The organism is Penaeicola halotolerans (assembly GCF_016464625.1).
Lineage (GTDB): Bacteria > Bacteroidota > Bacteroidia > Cytophagales > Cyclobacteriaceae > Penaeicola > Penaeicola halotolerans.
In genome coordinates, this window is record NZ_JAEAGO010000003.1 from 408,600 (window position 1) to 424,160 (window position 15,561).

18 protein-coding genes are annotated in these 15,561 nt (G+C 40.2%); 9 read left to right on the forward strand and 9 right to left on the reverse strand.

All coding sequences use genetic code 11. The features are described 5' to 3' along the window. Nucleotides 1-16: 16 nt before the first annotated feature. The 4 genes from I5349_RS09375 to I5349_RS09390 all read left to right on the forward strand — a co-directional run bounded on the left by I5349_RS09375 (nucleotide 17) and on the right by I5349_RS09390 (nucleotide 2,830). Nucleotides 17-574, forward strand: a complete 558-nt coding sequence (locus I5349_RS09375) for a glutathione peroxidase (RefSeq protein WP_226390501.1) — start codon at nucleotides 17-19, stop codon at nucleotides 572-574. Nucleotides 575-618: 44 nt separating this feature from the next. Beyond that, nucleotides 619-1,497: a 1,4-dihydroxy-2-naphthoate polyprenyltransferase gene (locus I5349_RS09380; RefSeq protein WP_438865897.1), complete on the forward strand. Its 879-nt coding sequence runs from the start codon at nucleotides 619-621 to the stop codon at nucleotides 1,495-1,497. A gap of 53 nt (nucleotides 1,498-1,550) precedes the next feature. Beyond that, nucleotides 1,551-2,402: a universal stress protein gene (locus I5349_RS09385; RefSeq protein WP_226390503.1), complete on the forward strand. Its 852-nt coding sequence runs from the start codon at nucleotides 1,551-1,553 to the stop codon at nucleotides 2,400-2,402. 71 nt (nucleotides 2,403-2,473) lie between these two features. Further along, a complete protein-coding gene (locus tag I5349_RS09390; RefSeq protein WP_226390504.1) occupies nucleotides 2,474-2,830 on the forward strand; it encodes a translation initiation factor in 357 nt (118 codons plus the stop codon). A 53-nt stretch (nucleotides 2,831-2,883) separates the two neighbouring features. Here I5349_RS09390 and I5349_RS09395 read toward each other — a convergent pair whose 3' ends face one another. Then, complete coding sequence (locus I5349_RS09395) at nucleotides 2,884-3,420, reverse strand: hypothetical protein (protein ID WP_226390505.1); 537 nt, start codon at nucleotides 3,418-3,420, stop codon at nucleotides 2,884-2,886. A 75-nt stretch (nucleotides 3,421-3,495) separates the two neighbouring features. Here I5349_RS09395 and trhA point away from each other — a divergent pair, with 75 nt between their 5' ends. The 4 genes from trhA (at nucleotide 3,496) to hisC (ending at nucleotide 7,644) form a co-directional block, all read left to right on the forward strand. Then, nucleotides 3,496-4,155 (forward strand): PAQR family membrane homeostasis protein TrhA, encoded by a 660-nt coding sequence (trhA, locus tag I5349_RS09400; RefSeq protein WP_226390506.1) that lies wholly within the window; start codon nucleotides 3,496-3,498, stop codon nucleotides 4,153-4,155. Nucleotides 4,156-4,425: 270 nt separating this feature from the next. Next, nucleotides 4,426-5,286 carry an ATP phosphoribosyltransferase gene (gene hisG, locus I5349_RS09405; protein ID WP_226390507.1) on the forward strand — a complete coding sequence of 287 codons (861 nt, stop codon included), beginning with the start codon at nucleotides 4,426-4,428 and terminating at the stop codon, nucleotides 5,284-5,286. 12 nt (nucleotides 5,287-5,298) lie between these two features. Beyond that, the gene (hisD, locus tag I5349_RS09410) at nucleotides 5,299-6,591 is read left to right on the forward strand and encodes a histidinol dehydrogenase (protein ID WP_226390508.1); all 1,293 of its coding nucleotides are present in this window, start codon (nucleotides 5,299-5,301) and stop codon (nucleotides 6,589-6,591) included. Between the two features lie 3 nt (nucleotides 6,592-6,594). Next, nucleotides 6,595-7,644: a histidinol-phosphate transaminase gene (gene hisC, locus I5349_RS09415; RefSeq protein ID WP_226390509.1), complete on the forward strand. Its 1,050-nt coding sequence runs from the start codon at nucleotides 6,595-6,597 to the stop codon at nucleotides 7,642-7,644. A gap of 37 nt (nucleotides 7,645-7,681) precedes the next feature. Here the strand turns inward: hisC and I5349_RS09420 are convergent, their stop codons facing one another. From I5349_RS09420 to I5349_RS09455, 8 genes are all read right to left on the reverse strand, one after another. Beyond that, nucleotides 7,682-8,053, reverse strand: a complete 372-nt coding sequence (locus tag I5349_RS09420; RefSeq protein WP_226390510.1) for a hypothetical protein — start codon at nucleotides 8,051-8,053, stop codon at nucleotides 7,682-7,684. After that, nucleotides 8,046-10,481: a penicillin acylase family protein gene (locus I5349_RS09425; protein ID WP_226390511.1), complete on the reverse strand. Its 2,436-nt coding sequence runs from the start codon at nucleotides 10,479-10,481 to the stop codon at nucleotides 8,046-8,048. Before I5349_RS09425 ends, I5349_RS09420 begins: the two co-directional genes overlap by 8 nt. A 130-nt stretch (nucleotides 10,482-10,611) precedes the next feature. After that, nucleotides 10,612-11,241 (reverse strand): flavin reductase family protein, encoded by a 630-nt coding sequence (locus I5349_RS09430; protein WP_226390512.1) that lies wholly within the window; start codon nucleotides 11,239-11,241, stop codon nucleotides 10,612-10,614. Between the two features lies 1 nt (nucleotide 11,242). Then, entirely contained in the window at nucleotides 11,243-11,677 is a 435-nt protein-coding gene (locus tag I5349_RS09435; RefSeq protein ID WP_226390513.1) for a hypothetical protein, read from the reverse strand. Between the two features lie 20 nt (nucleotides 11,678-11,697). Further along, the gene (locus I5349_RS09440; RefSeq protein WP_226390514.1) at nucleotides 11,698-11,961 is read right to left on the reverse strand and encodes a hypothetical protein; all 264 of its coding nucleotides are present in this window, start codon (nucleotides 11,959-11,961) and stop codon (nucleotides 11,698-11,700) included. Nucleotides 11,962-12,103: 142 nt separating this feature from the next. Further along, nucleotides 12,104-12,799, reverse strand: coding sequence for an SDR family NAD(P)-dependent oxidoreductase (locus I5349_RS09445; protein WP_226390515.1), 696 nt, complete (start codon nucleotides 12,797-12,799; stop codon nucleotides 12,104-12,106). A gap of 6 nt (nucleotides 12,800-12,805) precedes the next feature. Next, nucleotides 12,806-13,522 (reverse strand): GTP cyclohydrolase I FolE, encoded by a 717-nt coding sequence (folE, locus tag I5349_RS09450; RefSeq protein ID WP_226390516.1) that lies wholly within the window; start codon nucleotides 13,520-13,522, stop codon nucleotides 12,806-12,808. After that, on the reverse strand, nucleotides 13,476-13,892 hold the full coding sequence (locus I5349_RS09455; protein ID WP_226390517.1) for a 6-pyruvoyl trahydropterin synthase family protein: 417 nt from the start codon (nucleotides 13,890-13,892) through the stop codon (nucleotides 13,476-13,478). Before I5349_RS09455 ends, folE begins: the two co-directional genes overlap by 47 nt. A 144-nt stretch (nucleotides 13,893-14,036) precedes the next feature. On the opposite strand from I5349_RS09455, the gene I5349_RS09460 reads away from it, so the two are divergent. After that, nucleotides 14,037-15,497 carry a phytoene desaturase family protein gene (locus I5349_RS09460; protein ID WP_226390518.1) on the forward strand — a complete coding sequence of 487 codons (1,461 nt, stop codon included), beginning with the start codon at nucleotides 14,037-14,039 and terminating at the stop codon, nucleotides 15,495-15,497. Nucleotides 15,498-15,561: the final 64 nt, after the last annotated feature.

Below are 15,561 nucleotides of genomic sequence, written 5' to 3' on the forward strand. Positions count from 1 at the left end.
TCAAACTTTACACACTATGAAATTAACAATCATCGCACTATCAATCTTCGCTACAGTGGTAGCAGGATTTACAACCCAAAATGATATGGAAGAAAACGGTAAGTCATTCTACGACTACAAGGTAAATACCATCGATGGTAAAGAAGTGAGCCTAAGCCAATACAAAGGCAAAAAAGTATTAGTTGTCAATGTAGCTTCTAAATGCGGTTATACCCCTCAGTATGCAGACCTTCAAAAATTGCACGAGACTTATGGCAAAGATGTCACCATTCTCGCCTTCCCTGCCAACAACTTTGGTGGTCAGGAGCCGGGTTCAAATGAAGATATCCAAGAGTTTTGTGAGTCAAACTATGGTGTGAAATTCCAGATGTTTGAGAAAATCTCTGTAAAAGGGGTAGACAAGCACCCTCTTTACAGATGGCTATCAGATAAGTCGCTTAACGGTTCTAACGACCAAGAGCCTAGCTGGAACTTCTGCAAATACTTAATCGATGAAAATGGAAAATTGGTGAAATTTTTCCCTTCAAGAGTAAATCCAATGGACGAAGAAATCATATCTTTGATCAAAGCTTAAGAAAACCCTTGGATTCGTATTCATCTAATAAAAAAGAAGCCTGGTTGGAAGCAATCAGGCTTCGTACTTTACCCCTAGCCTTGTCCTGCATAGGTATGGGAAGTTTTTTAGCCGCCTATGATGGGCACTTTAGTCTGCCTATTTTGATCTTGGCGGCCATTACTACCATTTCTCTTCAGATACTTTCTAATCTCGCCAATGACTATGGAGACACTATCCATGGCGCAGACTCTGCCGAGCGGGAAGGACCTAAGCGCGCTGTGCAAAGCGGTGCGATCACATCGGCAGAAATGAAGCGTGCTATTATTATCCTTGCCATTGTTTCGCTTCTTTCTGGTATCGCACTGATCTGGTTGGCTTTAGGTGATCAGTGGTACTTGGCCTTATTATTTTTAGGTTTCGGATTAGCCAGTATTTGGGCAGCCATCACCTATACCGCAGGTAAAAATCCTTATGGCTACATGGGATTAGGCGATATTTCAGTTTTCATATTCTTTGGATTACTAGGCGTGGGTGGTACATATTTCTTGCATGCTGGCAGCATCACTTGGGATTTCATCCTTCCAGCTGTAAGTTGCGGACTTTTTGCCACAGGAGTACTCAATCTCAATAATATCAGAGACATCACTTCTGATATCAAAGCAGGTAAAAGGTCTATTCCAGTCAGACTAGGACGATCAAAAGCCATCATCTATCATTGGACTTTATTAGCATTAGGATTTGGTGCTGCATGTTGGTTTGTGGCATTAAATCAAGCCTCTCTTTTTAGCTGGTTATTTGTATTCAGCGCACCACTCTTTTTGATCAATGCCAGAGCAGTAGCTATCCATCAGACAGCCAGCACACTAGACCCATTTCTCAAACAGTTAGCGATTAGTACACTTTTGTTTGTCTTGCTTTTTGGAATAGGAATTCTCCTATAATTTTTCTAAATTTTAGGTGTTAAGCGATTGCTTCTAACCTAAAACAATATCTTATGAAAACGATCCTAGTGCCCACAGACTTCTCAGAAGAAGCTCATCATGCTACCCACGTAGCTGCACAATTAGCCAAGGCATCTGATGCTAAGCTAAAGGTAATTCACATCATAGAGATCCCTACAGGTTCTTCATTCAATACCATTGGGGAAGTAGATGCAAGTTCATTTATGCTAGACCGCATCATGATCTCTCGACTAGTAGAAGTCCGAAAAGAAAAGCTCAAAGAGCTTGAAAAATCCAGCGTTTTCAGAGGGGTGAAGGTTGAAAGTGAAATCATTTTTGGAAATCCATATGCTGGTATCTCCAAAGAAATCGCTAAAATAAAAGCTAATCTAGTCATCATGGGATCAAAGGGCTCATCAGGAATTGAGGAAGTACTCATAGGGTCAAATACTGAGAAAATCGTTCGCCAAGCCCTCTGCCCAGTCCTGACCATCAAAAAAGATGTTTCTATCAAGAAGCTTAAAAATATCGTTTTTGCTACGAATTTTTCTGAGGAAGTAAAGGGTGTCACCAAAGAAATCAAAAAGTTGCAAGAAATATTAGGCGCTAAGATCCATCTAGTAAAGATCAATACTCCTAATAGCTTTGAAACCGAAAGAGAAGTAAAAAAAGCAGCCCAAGTATTTATCAAAACCCATCAAATCTCCAATACTCAAGTACATATCTACAATGCCCTCAGTGAAGAGGATGGCATCATCCATTTTGCAGAAGATTATAAGATGGATATGATCGCTATGGCTACCCATGGACGAACAGGCTTTATGCATCTGCTAAGTGGCAGCATAGCAGAGGATGTAGTCAATCATGCGCAGCGACCTGTGTGGACGATGACGATCAAAAAATAAAAGAATCTTACACCTTCATTCAATCTACCCTACGTGAAGGTTTTTTCATTTGCTTCCCTTATTTTTGATTCATGGCAAAAGGTAAAAACAATGACTGGAAGAAAAGAGATGGTGTTGTCTACTCTACCAGTGATGATTTTGAGTTCAACTTAGGAGAGGATGATATCACAGAGACGCTTCCTCCGCAACAACAAAACTTAAAGGTATCTTTAGATAAGAAATCAAGGGGAGGCAAAGTTGTTACGCTGATATCGGGCTTTGTAGGAACAGATCCTGATCTTCAAGATCTAGGAAAAACCTTGAAAAATAAATGTGGAGTAGGTGGATCCGCTAAAGATGCTGAAATATTGATCCAAGGTGACCAAAGAGATAAAGTCTTACAGCTATTGCTAAATATGGGCTATAAAGCCAAAAAGGCTGGTGGTTAAAACAAAAAAAGTCGAGGATATCCTCGACTTTTTTATGGCTATTATCCTATGGATTATCTAGCGAAAGCACCTACAGTAAGGTAAGTAGTAAGATCTGTTGTACTTAGGTCTTGTGTTGGATCGTGAACTACAAAGAAACCAGCATATGTCTCAGTCAACTGATCAAAAGAGAATGATGAAAGGCTAGTTTGTGAAGCAGTTGCACCATTACCATTGATCATAGCTACCAAAACCTCTTGATTTGGCGTCTCATTGTAAGGAGTTCCATTTGGAGTAGTTGCTGGATCGGCACCATCGTGAGCGTGAACCATGTACATACGACCTTGTAGTGTGTTGTTAAGCGTCACAGTTACGTTAGTAGTACCATTAGCTTGCTCGCTTAGCGTGATAGAAGCGCTGAAGTTAGATGGGTGATCTCCACTATATGCAGTACCTTCACCTACTTGACCTGTATTGAATGCATAGTTGAATGTCTCAGTACGGAGCATTGGCTCATCGTCATCATCATTACATGCCATAAATACTGTAGCAGAAGCGATCATCAAAGCAACTGCAAAAAGCGATTTCATTTTTTGTGTCATTGTTTTCATTGTACTTTTAGTTTGATTTATTTGTGATCATATACGAAGCCCCTATTAAGCTTGGATCTAGTAGACTAAAAAAATATGACGAAAGAAGAAAAGATATACTATACTCCAAAGCAGGAACTCGCCAATGTACTATCACATGGTATAGGCATTCTTTTTTGCTGGATAGCTTTGCCTATACTATATAGTCTAGCTGCTCAAAAAAGTGTAAGTGATTTCACTTGGCTCACGATAGTCGTTTATGGTGTGTCTTTGATGCTAGTTTATATCAACTCCACCGTTTATCATGCTTTAGTTAATAAACAAACTAAAGCTGTCTTCCAAAAACTAGATCATATAAGCATCTATTTATTGATCGCTGGGACTACCTCCTACTTTGTCTATCACTACGCTCCAAAAAACACTGCCTTCATATTCATAGGCGTACAATGGCTTTTGGTACTTGGTGGCATCATTTTTAAAATATTTCTAACAGGTAAGTTCAAATACCTCTCTACCTTCATCTATCTAGCGCTTGGCTTGATGGTCATCGTGATTATCAGACCTATGTATGCCAATCTAACAGCTGACGTACTTTTTTGGATAGTTTCAGGAGGATTTTGCTATGTAGGTGGCACTTATTTTTATCTATCCAAGCGATACTATTATCAGCATGCAATTTGGCATCTCTTTGTCTTGGGTGGAAGCATCTCTCACTATATAGCCATGCTATACTCACTTAGATATCTATACCCTTAAGTCCTTACATTGATTTTTTGAAACAATTGCTTGTTGGCTCGGTTTCAATAATTAAATTTGTACATCTAATGAGCTATCTATTATCAAATATCGAATTCTCACTTTTTGCAGCACCACAAGTGTCTGTAGCTCATCATGCATGCCATCATTCCTCTTGATAGAGGAATCCATTTTACATATCGCCCCAAGCGGTCTTTGTCATATTTAGACCCTATATTTACAGCCTTTAAGCTGTTAACTCATCATTAATTATAGAAATTATTTATCCTAATGGACAATATTATCAGAATAGCAGTACAGAAATCTGGCAGGCTAAGTGACGATTCACTTAGCTTAATCAAAGAATGCGGCATCAAATTTTACAATGGTACTGGCAAACTAAAATCAACTGCTACCAACTTCCCCATAGAGTTTTTATTCCTCAGAGATGATGACATCCCTGGCTATGTAGCAGATGGTGTAGCCGATATCGGTATAGTAGGTGAAAATGAAATGGTCGAAAAAGACAAGCAAGTGACAGTGGTCAAAAAGCTGGGCTTTTCTAAATGCAGACTATCTCTTGCCATCCCAAAATCAAAGCACTATCAAAATCTTCAGGACTTTCAAGGAGCCAGTATCGCCACCTCTTACCCGAAGATCTTGCAGCAGTTTCTTGATAAAAATAAAATCAAAGCTGACATACATGAGATCAGTGGCTCTGTAGAAATCGCCCCTAGTATAGGTCTAGCAGATGCCATCTGTGATATAGTCAGCTCAGGATCTACGCTCATGATGAATGGGCTCAAAGAAGTAGAAGAGATCTTCAAATCTGAAGCAGTACTGATCAGCCATCAAAACCTCAGTACCGAAAAGCAAGATATCTTAGAGAGATTGCTCTTTAGAATCAATGCCGTACAAACAGGTAAAAACAACAAATACTTGTTGCTCAATGCCCCAAATGACTCACTACAGGAGATCGTGTCACTCATCCCAGGCATGAAAAGCCCAACGATTTTACCTTTGGCAGAAGAAGGCTGGAGCTCAGTGCACGCAGTAGTCAATGAAGATCGCTTCTGGGAAGTAATCGAAAACTTACGCGCAGCAGGTGCACAAGGAATCTTAGTAGTACCTATCGAAAAAATGGTCATCTGATAATCCCTGAACATGAAAATTATCAACAATCCAAAGAAAACTGAGTGGGAGTCTATACTGAAACGCCCTACCCAAGAGCTCAAAACGATTGAAAAAATCGTGAAACCGATCATGAAAAAGGTGAAAAGACAAGGGGACAAAGCCTTGAGAAAATTCGCTTTAGAGTATGATCATGTCGAGCTTAAAGAGCTATTGGTTAGTAGAGAGGAAATAAAGGCTGCCACTAATCAAATCAGTGAAGAGCTCAAACAAGCTATCCAAGTAGCCAAACAAAATATAGAAACCTTTCATGCAGCTCAAGTTCAAGACTTACTCACTGTAGAAGTCATGCCAGGAGTGACTTGTATGCGCAAGAGCGTTCCTATCCAAAAAGTGGGTCTCTATGTACCAGGTGGCACTGCCCCGCTTTTTTCTACAGTATTGATGCTGGGCATTCCAGCCAACATTGCTGGCTGTGAAGAGATCGTACTTTGCACACCTCCTAATAGAGAGGGGAAGATCCATCCTGCTATCCTCTATACAGCTGATCTGATCGGTATAGACCGTATCGTCAAGGTAGGTGGTGCACAAGCAGTCGCTGCGATGGCCTATGGCACAGAGAGTGTCCCTGCGGTCTACAAAATCTTTGGTCCTGGCAATCAATATGTGACAGCAGCCAAACAACTCGTCAGCCAAAAAGGAACAGCAATAGACATGCCTGCAGGCCCCTCTGAAGTACTTGTCTATGCTGATGCCAGTGCTATTCCAGCATTTGTGGCTGCAGACCTTCTATCACAAGCTGAGCATGGTGTAGACAGTCAAGTAGTACTGGTAGCCAGTGGTGAAAAAGTAGCTGAGAAAATAATGGCTGAAGTCAATACGCAAGTGGCACTTCTCCCAAGAAAAGAAATTGCTAAAAAAGCCTTAGAAAATAGCATAGCCATCGTGCTAAGTGACCAAGAGAAAGCTCTCTTACTCATCAATGAGTATGGCCCAGAACACTTGATTCTATCCGTAGAAAATGTAGATGAGGTCAGTCAGAGAATCATTAATGCTGGATCAGTCTTTATGGGTAACTATACGCCTGAATCTGCTGGTGACTATGCTTCTGGCACTAATCACACATTGCCAACCAACGGCTATGCGAAGTCTTACTCTGGTGTTTCTTTAGATAGCTTTGTGAAAAAGATCACCTATCAAAAAATCACCGCTGAGGGCATCAGATCGCTCGGTCCTACAGTAGAAATCATGGCAGCTAACGAGCTACTGGAAGCCCACAAGCAAGCCGTAACTGTAAGATTAAACTATCTAAAGAATAACAGCTAAGCGATGTTTGAACTACAGAAATTACTCAGACCACACATAGCTGCCATCAAGCCATACTCATCTGCCAGAGACGAATATTCTGGAAGTGATGGCGTGTTTTTAGATGCCAATGAAAACCCTTTTGGCTCTATCACACAGGAAGCCTTTAATAGATATCCTGATCCTTATCAAAGTGCCTTAAAAGTTGAAATAGCTAAAATTAAAAATGTCTCTCCGCAGCAGATCTTCTTGGGCAACGGAAGTGATGAAGCTATTGATTTATTATTCAGAGCATTTTGTAGACCTAGTATCGATGAAGTAATCATCCTGCCTCCTACTTATGGCATGTATGAAGTCAGTGCCAACATCAATGATGTCAAACTGAAAAAAGTAAATCTTACTGCAGATTTTCAAATAGACCTGAATGGAATCTTAGAGGCCATCTCAGCAAATACTAAGATCATTTTTTTCTGCTCTCCAAACAACCCTAGCGGTAATAAACTAAAGAGACAGGACATGCTTAGCATCTTAGCGCAGTTTGAGGGTTTGGTAGTCGTAGATGAAGCCTACATCGACTTCTCTGATGAGCCTAGCTTCACTACAGAGCTGGCAAAGTACCCAAACTTGCTAGTCATGCAGACATTTTCTAAAGCTTGGGGCTTGGCTTCATTAAGACTTGGGATGGCTTTTGCTTCAGTGGAAATTATCAAAATTTTAAACTTGATCAAACCACCCTACAATATCAGTGGATTGACGCAAGAGACTGTTTTGGCAGCTATCGGCAACGTCAGCGCCAAAGATCAAATGGTGAAATCACTTTTAGTAGAAAGAGCGAACCTACAAGAGTCGCTTGCTGCTATAAGCTATGTGCAGAAGATCTATCCTTCTGATGCGAATTTTCTATTGGTCAAAATGAAAGATGCTAGGAAAGTATATGAATATCTGATAGACCATCTGATCATCGTACGTGACCGCTCAAAAGTAGTGCTTTGTGATGACTGTCTCCGAATCTCAGTAGGAACTCCCGCTGAGAATCAACATTTGATTCAGATCATGAAAAAATTTCAAGCGTAAATAACAAAGGCTGATATTTAAATCAGCCTTTATTGTTTTAATAGTACATCTTACGCCTTTTCTTGATAAATATTGCTCTGAAGCTCTGCCCAGTAAGGGAAGAAATCCCTCCTATTAAGCCCCCTACCAAAAATGTAAGACCATAAATCACTGCCTGGTTTTGCCCTGGAAAAAGTAGTGCAATCTTATCTACTAACAAATCTCCATTGCTTGAGGCAACAAAAAAAGCTAGCAATACCCAAAGAATACCCACAGCGACAAATCCACTAATGAAAGCTGTAAAACCTTTGGTATCCATGATCAACCCTATTACCAAAGCTGAGACCATCAGAATCCAAAATGGATACATGTAGGTAAGAAAATAGCCTAAAATCAAAATCAATAATCCTTGATAAACTCCCTTATTCATTGCTCTCAGGTTTTATGATGGTCGTAAAAATAATTTTATCTTCTTGCTCACTAGGAGTGTGTAAAAACAAAGCTTCAAAGTATTTGCCTGCAGCCCAGTCTTCGATCATATTGTCATAATATTTACTCCCAGGATTCCCCGACTGGCCACCTGGATAAATGCCATAAGCCTTGACTTTATCACCTAACTCTACGATCATTCTCCATGAAGCACCATGTCTTCTAGAGTTAGCATTCACGATTCCTTTATTACCACCTACACGCACACCTTTTTTACTCAAAGGTTCTAACATGAGTAGATGCTGTATATAAGTATCCTTATATGTCGCCCAATCATAAGTGTCACTTCCTTGTTTTGACTTCCATTCTTCAATGGCTTCATTTGCTCCTAAGAAGGCAAATCTTACTAAGTCCATTCCGGTCTCTACTGTAGCAGTGCTATCGATATCAAAATACTGATTTAAGGAATCAGTCTGAAGCATCTGTATCGTCTGATAGCTATTTGGATATCTGACAGGTACCTCCATTGCTCTAAATTCATCCCAAACTGACCTATAAAAACCATCAAACCAAAGCTCAAATACAGTAGCCGCCTCAGCCTCTATCTCATTTCTGAAGTCCCAGTTATCCATTAGTCTCAATACATCAGCATACTTCGCGACTAGTGGTGTATCCATTTTGACCATACGAAGCATCATAGGCAATGCCTCAGCAGCCATCAGGTTGTAATTGTCATTTTGCAGTTTCATCATATCCTCGACAGTGATACTGTCTGAGCTAGTCAGTACTTGATCGATCCGCCTATTGCGGTAGTGCTCAAAGGTATGATCATAGTAATAATATGGGTAATTTTCATCCGTAGGATGCTGATTGGCAGAGGTAACAAAGCCTCGCTCTGGATTGAGCACATAAGCATTATGCTCAAAAGGAATATAAGCCTTCCATTCGTATGCAGGATCAGCCCCATCCATGAGAAACTTACCTTGCTCCTCCCATTTCACTGCAAATTTGCCTTGAACTGTCAAAGCGATATCTCCTTCATGACTAGCAAAGACAAAGTTTTGCGCTGGAGCAGTATAGCTTTGAAGTGCTGCTCTATAGTCAGCCAGATTATTGGCTCTATTGAGTTTTAGAAAAGTCTTTTGTTGATTACCTCCTTGATGACCGATCCACTTGAGGGCATAGTTGATTCGCTGCCCTTCACCTTTAAAGTTACGATCATAGACTACAGGCCCATGGTGGGTGTAGACTACCGTGTCATAAAAAGTCTCTCCTCCTTTGACCTTGATCTCTTCTATGCGCTTTTGTGTTTTTAGCCACTTGCCATCATACTTATACTCATCATGACTATCATCTTTAAAAGTAATGGCATACCAGTCTCTCACATCTCTTGTAGCATTAGTGACTCCCCAAGCCGTAGAGTCATTGAATCCTATGATCACACCCAAAGCACCAGGCAAAGTCGCCCCATAGGCATTGACATCTGGGGAGTTGAGTTGCATGACATACCAGATAGAAGGTAAGTTCAAACCTAAGTGTGGGTCATTTGCTAAAATAGGCTTGCCTGATTTGGTCTTAGTACCAGATACCGCCCAGTTATTAGATCCATTTTGCGGATGTGGTTTTTGGATCACCTCTCCTGTCTCAGAAAGCGGCCAAATGATATTTTCAGGTTTTTCTACTGTCACTGCTTCAAAATCCCACTCAGTACCATTCGGAATGACAGGCGAACTATCTTTAGGAAATTCTGGAAAAAGGAAATCGAACTGCTCTTTACCGATTTGCATGAGCAGATTGGTGTTCTCAAGATCTACATCACTACCAGCTAGCATATCCGCCATGTATTGTAAAAGCAAAGCAGTCTTTAGTAGCGTCCAAGGTTCAGGTTTGTAGCCTATGAGTTTATATTCTACCGGCAGATCTTTCATGGATAACTGCGCTATGTAGTCATTGATACCTCGTGTGTAAGCCTCCAACCATTTCAGAGATTCAGCATCTTCTTCCATGGTCTTTAGCACGTTTTCAGCTCCAAACACTAAGCCTTTACGTCTTTGTAGTTGATCAAATGGAATAGCTCGAGCTCCTGCTACTTCCGAAACTCTACCAGCAGCAGCAAAGGTCTGAAATTCCATTTGCCAAAGGCGATGCTTTGCTGTGATGTAGCCTTGTGTGTAGTAGAGATCCTCATTGTTTTGAGCAAAAAGGTGAGGAATCAACTGCCCGTCATATCGCACGACCACAGGACTTTTGACACCTGGAAGTTCTATTTCACCTTTGATGATATCTGTCTCGGCTGAAGTATTTTGCCAGAAGCCATGCCTTGGATCGAGGAAATATCCCAGTGGAGGAATTTGCCCTATTGGTCTACTTAAAAAATAATAGCATGCACTAAAAAGTGCCAAGCAGATAATCAGTTTTATAAATTTCATCGATGATCAGTTTGGAGTCTGTTTTCAACTGATGAAATATAAGTAAAATTCGATAAATAAAAACCAAATAATGTATAAGTATAGGCTATCTGTGGATAAATGAATAGGCTAATTAACCACAGAAATGATCTCAAGAAATGACTTTCGGTTTGTGATCTGGCTTAGCATAACTCAACCTAGCGATCTTTTCTACCCTATGGTATCCATCCAGACCAGAACAAGTGATCGTTCCTAGTGTCCCCAAATCAATAAAGCCATCCTCGCCAATCGCATTTTCCTGGACATACAACTCCCTGATAGCCCCGATCATGAGGATCGTCCCATTGATCTCCAGATCTTTGCGATCAACCCATTCTAAACCTATCTGAAGCGGACTTCCTTTGACATAAGGCGCTATGAAGTCATCTTTATACTCTTCCTCTAATCCACACGCAGCAAACTCTGATACGTCCCATCTAGCACTTGTGTGATGTGCCTCTTGGTAGAAACCTTCAGTTATATGATTGAGGGTGAAGTATTTTGTTTCAAGGATATTTTCGAGTGTTCCTCTCTCCACTGTGTGCGGTCTAAAGAGAACACCCACTAGCGGAGGATTGGCTCCAATATGAAACACTTGACTGAAAATCGCCAAATTAGTCACTCCCTCCTTACTAATAGTACCTAAGAGATTGACACTCTTATAGCCACTCAAACAGTTGATCAGATTTCTTCTAAAAAATGTATCTAAAACAGGGAAATCTTGTTCCGTAAAATGCTTCATATCAACTTTCAATGGCTTCATCTATGCTATTGCAGTATCTAATATCTAATTGTCCAATGATATTATCAGGAAACTCCTTCAGGATTTGATCTTTGGCAATCATGACAGTCTTCTCAAACCATGGCTCATCTGGAAGGATTTTTCTGTGTGTCTTGACACCATGCTCCATCATTTGCTTTTTCCAGATGATAAAATACCATTCCATAGAAGGCTGATGGAATGCTCTCAAAGCTCGTTTGTCAAAAATAAACTTTGTATATCCTCCACCTTTTACTAAGTCAATCATCTGCATGAAAGTCTTCTTAAACTCATCGATAGGAATATAATCTGCCGTCAGTTCGCAGATCACTATACCCAAAGATGGCTCGTGATAGATCTTCGCATACAAACTCTCTGCATATAAGGTCAAGCTGTAATTAGTCGAAAGTGTATTCATGATGGTTTTTGATTGACTGATTAGTGAAAAGTTTTTCTACCCTTATTTTTATCATCTTCCATTTTATGATTGAGATTTTTCATCTCCTCTTCTATCTTAGAAGCATACTGTATGGTAGTTTTCATCATATCTTGCTGAGCAGATATCTGTTCTTGCAATCGTAAGAGTTCTTGGTTCATCTGAGCTATTTTCTGCTCGTATTCTTCTTTGAGTCGCTTCTTCTCCAGCTCAGCCTTTTTCAGCTCTTCCCTAAATATCAAAAATGACTCAGGCGGGGTCTTCATACTTATTCATTTTTACATACATATTCATAACCTTTAGATAATTGAAAGGTTTGCAATCCTTATTCAAAAAAATGAATTTTCTCACAAAAAAAGGCACCCATAGGGCACCTTTTTCGTCTATAAATGGTTTGGTTAAATTTTCTTATCCTCTCACTACAGACATCCCACCATCTAGATGAAATATCTGACCTGTGATCCAGCTGGCTTGATCTGATAATAAGTAAGTCGCCATGGATGCAATCTCCTCTGATGTGCCAACCCTGCCAAGCGGATGTCTTTTATCAGAAGCTTCTTTGCGCTCTGGCGTAGAAAGTAGCTGAGCAGCCAGTGGCGTATCAGTGAGAGATGGTGCGATGGCATTCACTCTGATATTGCTCGCTACCCACTCAGCAGCAAGTGATCTTGTAAGTCCTTCTATAGCCCCTTTTGCCATAGCTACTGAAGCATGAAAAGTCATTCCACTCTGAACGGCTACCGTACTGAATAACACTACAGATCCGTTTTTTCCTTTTTTCAAAGGCTTCAAAGCTGCCTGAAGTATCTTAGTCGCACCTAGCACATTGACTTCAAAATCATGTTGAAAATCCTCTTGACTAAGTCGCTGAAATGGCTTCAAGTTGATAGTACCTGGACAATAAACAACCCCATGAAGCTCCTCTGGCAATCCATCTATCTCAGAAAAGTCACTAGTAATATCCAAGTTGATATGATGGGCACCTTCTGGAGATTCATCTCTTCTAGAAGCAGTATAAACTTCATGACCAGCAGCAATCAACTGCTCAGCCACAACTTTACCTATACCAGAACTAGCACCTACAACTAATATATTCTTTGACATGCTATCTTAGTATTTTGTTTCTAATGATAGATAATTCAAAAATTCCTTCTTGACATCTTCATTTTGAAACTTTCCACTAAAGTGAGAAGTCACTGTAGCACTATTTACATCTTGTATACCTCTCGAAGAAACACACATGTGCTTAGCATCGATGACGATGGCTACATTATCTGTACCTAAGGCTTCTTTAAGTTCATTAGCGATTTGTACAGTCAAACGCTCCTGCACCTGTGGGCGCTTGGCATAATATTGTACAATCCTATTGAGTTTAGAGAGTCCTATTACACTACCATTGCTGATGTACGCTACGTGCGCTTTACCATAAATCGGCACAAAGTGATGCTCACAATTAGAGAAGAAAGTAATGTCTTTCTCTACAAGCATTTCATTGTACTTGTATTTATTTTCAAACAGTTTCATGGCAGGCTTATTCTTTGGATTCAATCCACTGAATATCTCCTTTACATACATTTTGGCTACTCGGTGTGGCGTGCCTTTTAAGCTGTCATCAGTCAGGTCAAGGCCTAAGATGTTCATGATCTCTTTAAAATGTTTTTGAATCATCTCGATCTTCAAATCATCATCCATCTCGAAAGCATCTTCTCTGAGAGGTGTATTGATAGAAGATAGAATGTGCTCATCACCCATCGCATCAAAAGCTTCGTTTGCGAGTTTCTTAGTTTCCACTGCCTGAGTATTCAACGTAATTTCTCTCTGTTTCATATAGGGTTACAGTTAGTTCAAATTTTTGGTCAATGACCTTTCTTAAAATATTCCAAATAACCACAGAGATGTTCTCTGCGGAGGGGTTGAGATCACGAAATTCATCTGTATCTAGGTTTAAATTTTTATGATCAAATTTATCTAATACATGTTTCTTGATCGTATCACTGAGGACTTTCATATCATATACATAGCCCGTTTCAGGATCTACTTCACCAGTCAGCTTGACGATCAACTCATAATTATGACCATGAAAGTTCGGATTATTGCACTTACCAAAAACAGCTGCATTCTTATCTGCGGACCATTTGGGGTTATTTAATCGGTGAGCTGCATTGAAGTGCTCTTTTCTAAAAACGGATACTTTCATTTACTTTTTTGTGTTCGAAACTTAAACAAAACAATGACCAAAATTAATTCCTTCAAAGCTATTTTGCGAATTCAACATATTTCAAACAATGACTTTTTTATATTTGTTTAATATTTGTAAAAAATTATTAAACAAAATACATAAATGACTGACAACGTTGATGTTGCTGTGATTGGAAGTGGAATGGGTGCCCTGTCAGCCGCTGCACTTTTAGCCCAAAGAGGATTGAAGGTACACATTTTTGAGCAAAATTATTTGCCCGGAGGCTGTACGAGTGCTTACTGGCGTAAGGGATTTGTGTTTGAAGCGGGAGCTACTACCCTCGTTGGATTGGATGAAGGCATGCCACTCCGTCAAGTTTTAGACCGTACAGGAATCTCGCTTCCTGCCAAACAATTAACACTTCCTATGCAAGTGCACCTTTCAAATGGGCAAGTCATCAATAGATACCAAGACCTAGAACAATGGATCCAAGAAGCAGAGCGAGTCTTCGGACCAAAAAATCAACGCGCATTTTGGGAGTTTTGCTATCGCGTCAGTCAGTTTGTCTGGGATACATCTGTGAAGCAAGTACACTTCCCTCCCAGCTCGATCAAAGATCTACTCAAATCAGCTCAGAGAGCTAGCCTGAAGCAGGTCAACTATGCTAGATACGCGCTATTTTCCATGAAGTGGCTTTTAGAAAAATATGACTTGCTAGAAAATCAGACTTTTGTGGATTTTGTAGACGAGCAGTTACTCATCACTGCGCAAAATCAACATCCAGAAGTCAATGTCCTATTTGGCGCTACGGCCTTATGCTATACCAATTATGGTAATTATTATTTAGATGGCGGACTGATCTCTCTAGTGCAGCCATTTGTAGATTATGTGGAAGCAAAAGGAGGTAAACTTCACCTAAGAACAGGCGTTAAAAATGTAGCTAATACAGCTAAAAACTATCTTATCACTACAGATAAGGGGGATCAGTACAGTGCCGAATATGTCATCTCTGGCATACCGATCAATAATACACTTCCACTTTTTGAAGGTAATTGGAAAGGGAAATTAGAAAAGAAACTCATGGTTTCCGAGCAGCTTAACTCTGCCTTTCAAATGGGAATAGGCTTCAAACCGCATCGTGAATTTGAAGCCCTTCATCATCAGATCCATCTAGACAAACCTCTAGCCGAGACTGGTTCTCATAGCATATTTATTAGCTTAAGTGACCCTGATGATACTTCTAGGAGCGATGAACCTGGCTTGAGAGTCATGTCGATCAGTACGCACGTGCCCAATCCTAGCAAACGCATCATAGACAATGAAAAAGTAGCACAAGAGATCTTGAAAAAGCTCTTTGAAGATGACATCCTTTTACCCGAAAATATCATCTATCAGCACCATAGCGGACCAAAATCTTGGCAAAAGTGGACAGGCAGGGCTTTTGGATTTGTGGGAGGCTATCCACAGTTCAGACATATCAAGCCTTGGCAAATGCTCGATGCTAGACTAGACGGACACAAAGCCTATATCTGTGGTGATACGACCTATCCTGGACAAGGCATCCCAGGCGTAACCCTCAGTGGACTGATTGCTTTTGAAAAACTCAAGTCTGATTGGCTCTAAAGCATATTGAATCGTATATTGAAGTGTAGGATTCTTTGAAATAAAGTAGAAAGAAGTTATGTTC